The following is a 1,445-nucleotide window of genomic DNA, read 5'->3' as shown; positions in this document are numbered from 1 at the left end:
GCGGCGAACATGCATGAAAGACAAATCCGCGCGCACCGCGCATTCCAGGTTTTCCGGAGACATTTCGATGCACCAATCCTCCCCTGCCCATTCGCCCGGGCAATCAAAGGCTGCCGCGGTATTTCGCGTGACGGCCGGCAATTTCCTCGAGCAGTTCGACTTCTTTCTGTTCGGCTTTTACGCCACCCAGATCGCCAACGTATTCTTCCCCGCCGCCAGCGAATTCGCCTCGCTGATGATGACCTTCGCGGTGTTCGGCGCGGGCTTTCTGATGCGACCGCTCGGCGCGATCATCCTCGGCGCCTATATCGATGACGTGGGCCGTCGCAAGGGCCTCATCGTGACGCTGTCGATCATGGCGAGCGGCACCATTCTCATCGCGTTCGTGCCGGGCTACGCCAGCATCGGTCTGCTCGCGCCGGCGCTCGTGCTGATCGGACGTCTGCTGCAAGGTTTCTCGGCGGGCGCGGAACTGGGCGGCGTGTCGGTCTATCTCGCCGAAATGGCCACGCCCGGCCGCAAGGGCTTCTTCACGAGCTGGCAGTCCGCGAGCCAGCAGGTCGCGATCGTCGTGGCGGCGGCGCTCGGCTTCGCCCTGAATCAATGGCTGGACACGTCGGCCATCGCCGCATGGGGATGGCGCGTGCCGTTTTTCGTCGGCTGCATGATCGTGCCGTTCATCTTCATGCTGCGCCGCAATCTGGAAGAAACGCAGGAATTCAAGGCGCGCCAGCATCGTCCGTCGATGAAGGAAGTCTTCGCCACGTTGATGCACAACTGGGGAATCGTCGTCGCGGGCATGATGCTGGTCGCCATGACCACGACGAGCTTCTACCTCATCACGGTCTATGCGCCGACCTTCGGCAAGACGGTTCTGCATCTGAGCACGGCGGACAGTCTGCTCGTGACCTTGTGCGTCGGCGTGTCGAACTTCGTCTGGCTGCCCATCGGCGGCGTGATCTCCGACCGCTTCGGCCGGCGTCCGCTGCTGCTCGGCATGACCGTGCTCGCCATCGCGACGGCATATCCCGCACTGTCGTTCCTCGCGCATGCGCCGAGCTTCATCCACATGCTGCTCGTGCTGCTGTGGCTCTCGTTCATGTACGGCATGTACAACGGCGCGATGGTCGTCGCGTTGACGGAAGTGATGCCGGCCGACGTGCGCGTCGCGGGCTTCTCGCTCGCCTACAGCCTGGCGACGGCGATCTTCGGCGGCTTCACGCCCGCCATCTCAACGGGCCTGATTCACTTCACCGGCGACAAGGCCGCGCCCGGCATCTGGATGAGCTTCGCCGCCGCATGCGCGCTGTGTGCGACGTTCGTGCTCTACCGTCGCCGCCCGGTGACACTGTCTCCGGCTCACTGACCACGCAACGTCACATGTCCTCATCGATGACGAATCTGTTTCTCAAGGTATGCGCGGCGGGGCTCGTCGCGGCTTCGGT

At 63.6% G+C, this 1,445-nt stretch carries 1 protein-coding gene; it reads left to right on the top strand.

Annotated features, from left to right (window positions below):
* Positions 1-67 precede the first annotated feature (67 nt).
* Positions 68-1,366, top strand: coding sequence for an MFS transporter (tcuC, locus tag AWB80_RS42710; protein ID WP_061180604.1), 1,299 nt, complete (start codon positions 68-70; stop codon positions 1,364-1,366).
* Positions 1,367-1,445: the final 79 nt, after the last annotated feature.

The sequence above is a fragment of the Caballeronia pedi genome (assembly GCF_001544915.2).
GTDB lineage: Bacteria > Pseudomonadota > Gammaproteobacteria > Burkholderiales > Burkholderiaceae > Caballeronia > Caballeronia pedi.
This window is presented reverse-complemented; position numbering and strand designations above follow the sequence as displayed.

What these genes read in the sequence shown, in the direction of transcription:
- tcuC (WP_061180604.1), top strand. Translation starts at nt 68, where the DNA reads ATGCACCAATCCTCCCCTGCCCATTCGCCCGGGCAATCAAAGGCTGCC.